The organism is Actinomycetota bacterium (assembly GCA_030019255.1).
GTDB lineage: Bacteria > Actinomycetota > Geothermincolia > Geothermincolales > RBG-13-55-18 > Solincola_A.
Genome location: JASEFK010000020.1, coordinates 28,518 through 31,425 on the forward strand (window position 1 = coordinate 28,518; position 2,908 = coordinate 31,425).

General features: G+C 66.9%; 3 protein-coding genes. All 3 read right to left on the bottom strand.

The genetic code is table 11. The annotated features are described in order from the left end of the window. Window positions 1-38 precede the first annotated feature (38 nt). Window positions 39-626: a 4Fe-4S dicluster domain-containing protein gene (locus QME84_12220; GenBank protein MDI6875030.1), complete on the bottom strand. Its 588-nt coding sequence runs from the start codon at window positions 624-626 to the stop codon at window positions 39-41. Next, entirely contained in the window at window positions 614-1,516 is a 903-nt protein-coding gene (locus QME84_12225) for a 4Fe-4S binding protein (GenBank protein ID MDI6875031.1), read from the bottom strand. Before QME84_12225 ends, QME84_12220 begins: the two co-directional genes overlap by 13 nt. 238 nt (window positions 1,517-1,754) lie before the next feature. Beyond that, the gene (locus QME84_12230) at window positions 1,755-2,732 is read right to left on the bottom strand and encodes a DUF362 domain-containing protein (protein MDI6875032.1); all 978 of its coding nucleotides are present in this window, start codon (window positions 2,730-2,732) and stop codon (window positions 1,755-1,757) included. Window positions 2,733-2,908 lie beyond the last annotated feature (176 nt).

A 2,908-nucleotide genomic window follows, 5' to 3' on the forward strand; every position in this document is an offset into this window, starting at 1 on the left:
TCGGGTATCGAGGTTTCGGTACTCGGGTGTATCAAAATTCAAGACCTGACCCCTTTTTCTGGGGGGTAGACCACTATGGCCGGGTCCGGGCAGGTGACGCAGGTGTTCTGGCAGGCGCCGCACCCGGTGCACCTCTTCTTCACCACCCGGGGCCGGCCCCGGGAATCGGGCTCTATGGCCCCGTAGGAACAGCGTTCATGGCATACCAGGCAGGCCTTGCCCTCCGCCCAGGCGATGCACTTTCCCCGGTCCACGCGCGCGGTACCCAGGCACACCTCGTCGTCGGCCGGGCGGCGAATGGCTCCCACCGGGCAGGCCCGTGCGCAGGCCCTCCCGCACAGCTCGAACTCGCACTTGGCCAGCGCGGGGTTGAAGCGGGGCGTCCACATCACGGCGGCCCCGTATTCACTACCCGCGGGTTCCAGGCAACCGGTCATGCAGGCGCGCACGCACTCCTGGCAGCGCAGGCAGCGCGACACGAAGTCCTCCTCGTCCTGCGCTCCCGGCGGCCTGAGCAAGGGCGCGGCATCCGCCTTCCCCGGCCACAACCCGTAGGTGAGCGCCGTGGCTGCACCGGCTAGGCCCCAGGCCAGGAATTCCCGGCGTGCCAGTCTCATCCTCCGCACTTCACAAGAACCTCCTCGCCCGATTCCGGGGACATCCCATCCCGCCCCCTCTTCCTCCCCCGCGAAGAGGAGAGTGCGTACCCGAAGAAACGCAGCGACAGGGCGCCTTCGCGCGGGCAGGCGGCCACACACTCCCCGCACAGGGCACAATCGGCGAGGGCCAGCCTGCCCGTCCGCCGCGCGTCCGCCACCTCGGTTATCCCGAAGGGACAGGCCAGGGAGCAATTGCCGCAGTGGATACAGGCATCCTCCTCCTTGACCAGGGAGAGCGGGCTGGCCCCGGCGGGAAGCCGGGAGCCGAGCATCCCGGTAAGGGACAGGCAGGCCCCCAGGGGACACATCTCCCGGCACCAGAAACGCGGTCCCGCGAGTACGGCCAGGGCCACCAGGCCGATGAAGATGAAGGGGACGCCACCGGAGAGCAGGAAGGTCAGCGCCCGGTTAGCGATGACCAGGGGATCGTAGGCCCAGGCCAGGTTGATCCCCGCCAGGGAGAGGAGCAGAAAGAGGACCAGGAAGACGTACTTGAGCCTTATCTTCCTCTCCTCCTCCCCTATCACCCTGCCGGTGACGTCCACCGCCCGCAGCTCCGAGAACCTCCTCCTCCGCCGCCTTCCCCGCAGGGAAGGCGTCCATTCCAGCACCGTGCCCAGGGGGCACACCCAGCCGCAGAAGAAGCGGCCGCTGAAGGCGGTGGCCAGGAGCAGGAGCCAGGCGGGAAGGAGGTAAGCCCAAAGTCCGCTCCAGGAGGCGGCCACGAAGGCGGCCAGGGGGTCGAAACGTAGGAACAGGTTCTCGTTTAACGCTCCCGGCGGATAGGAGGCAGACCAGGCCAGGATAACGAAGAGGGACAGGAAGACGGCCTGTGCCGCCCGCCTTGTCCAGGACAACTTACTCCCTTTTCTTCTCCGCATCGCCTTGCACGCTCTCTCCTCTTTCCTTGGACCGATATCCCTGCTCCGCGAGGTCAAAATCCCGACCTCGGCGCCGATCCGGGGTCTCCCGGAACGGTTGGTCACCCGCCAGCGATTTCCATCCCTCTTCCGGGGTCCACCGTTATATCCCGCGGTAAGAACCGCCTCCCGGGAAGGGGTGATAACCGACCAGCGCTTCCGGATATGCCCCCGTTCAAGCCTCCACTTCCCTTACTCCCAGGGACTGGAAATCGGTGGTGCCCAAGCCCAGTTCCTCCCCGTGGACCAGGTAACCTATCTCCCTTGGCGAACGGCCGAAGAACCCGCAGGCGTAGGCGTCCACGGCCACCGGGTCGGTGCCCAGCACCAGGCTTCCCGGGTGGCCCACGGTTCCCGGGCCGCCGGGACCGCGGTCCAGGAGCACGCTGGTGGCGTCCAGCACGATGAGGGAGGGACGGACGAGGGTGTTAAGCTCGGCGATGGCCCGGTGGAGGTCGATTTCGTGCACCTTCCCCATGTTCTGGGTGCAGCCGATGAGGTTCTTCATGGCCATGGTCAGGCCGGCCCCGCTGTGGTGCTTGGCCTTGGGCATGTTGACGATGACGTCGGCCTGGAAGATGTCCTCCAGGATTCCCACCGAGAGCAGGGCCCTTCCTCCCGGTACCTGCACCACCCGCGCGGGTCCCGGCTTCTTCACCGCGTAGACCGCGAGGCGGGCTCCCGCCTCCTGGGCCGCCTGCCCTATTCCGTTCCTCTCCAGGGTGGCGTCCACCAGGTCCTGCAGGATGTGATCATAGACCACCACTTCCGAAGCTCCTGCCTCACGGAAGAGGCGCACTGCCTCCGATACCAGGCGCGGGTCGGTGGTGGCGGCGTCCCCCGGGGGCCGAGCGAAGGCGGCGTTGACCTTTATCAACACCCGCTTTCCGGCCGGCTGCAGCCTCTCCAGGCCCCCCCATTCCAGCAACCCGACACGCAGCATGGCCGCCGGGTCATTACCCCTCACCACCACCAGGCCGGTGAAATCGCCTCCTTTTTCCGGCGCCGGGAGGTCCTGCGCGGAAGCCTGGGGGCCTTCCTCAACGGGACAGGCTTCCTGGCCGCCGCAACCGGGCAGGACGGCCGCCAGGTACAACCCGCCCAGTCCCAGGGCCGCCTTTCCCGCCCTTTCCAGGAATTCCCTTCTGTCCATGCACCTTCCTTTCCTCACCGCGCTCCTCAACCTGGCACCATGCGGTGTGGCTCGCCGGGGGTACCGTCACCCTAAATACCTGCTCCGCCGTCCGAGCTCTTTCTCCTTTCTTCCCCTCCCGACCGGTAGCGTCAAGGATTTTGTGTCAGCCACCTAGCCTTCCTCCTCCCATCCCA